General features: G+C 74.4%; 1 pseudogene. It reads left to right on the top strand.

The features are described from left to right. Positions 1–407 (top strand): annotated as a pseudogene (locus LPA54_RS40660) (hypothetical protein); the annotation flags it as partial.

Raw genomic sequence — 407 nt, 5'->3', positions numbered from 1 at the left:
CACCAGGCCCGCCGCACGGTCGAGGACCACACCCTGCGCGCCAAGGCGTTCGCGCAGACCGGTCCGGCCGGCGAGATCGCCCAGCTCCGGCTGAAGCTGCGCACCTCGATGCGCGCCACGCAGGACGCCCTGGAGGCGGTCGCCGTCGAGGACGACTCGGTGAAGGAGTCCCTCGCCCTCTTCCAGCGTCTCAGCGCACACGGCCACGAGCTGGACGCCGAACTGCGCCGCCTGGAGGGCGAGCCGGACCGCGCGACGCTGTCCGCGCGCCTGCCCGACCTGCGCGAGCGCACCGAGCGCATCACCAGCTCCGCCGACTCCCTGCGCTGGGCCACCCGTGACCGCGCCCGCCGCTTCGCGGAGGACGACCTCGACTCGCTGAGCGCGCAGATCGACATGGAGGCCGG

The organism is Streptomyces sp. DH12 (genome assembly GCF_020873895.1).
Classification (GTDB): Bacteria; Actinomycetota; Actinomycetes; order Streptomycetales; family Streptomycetaceae; genus Streptomyces.
The sequence above is the reverse complement of the archived record's forward strand: the minus strand, read 5'-3'. Positions and strand labels throughout refer to the sequence as shown.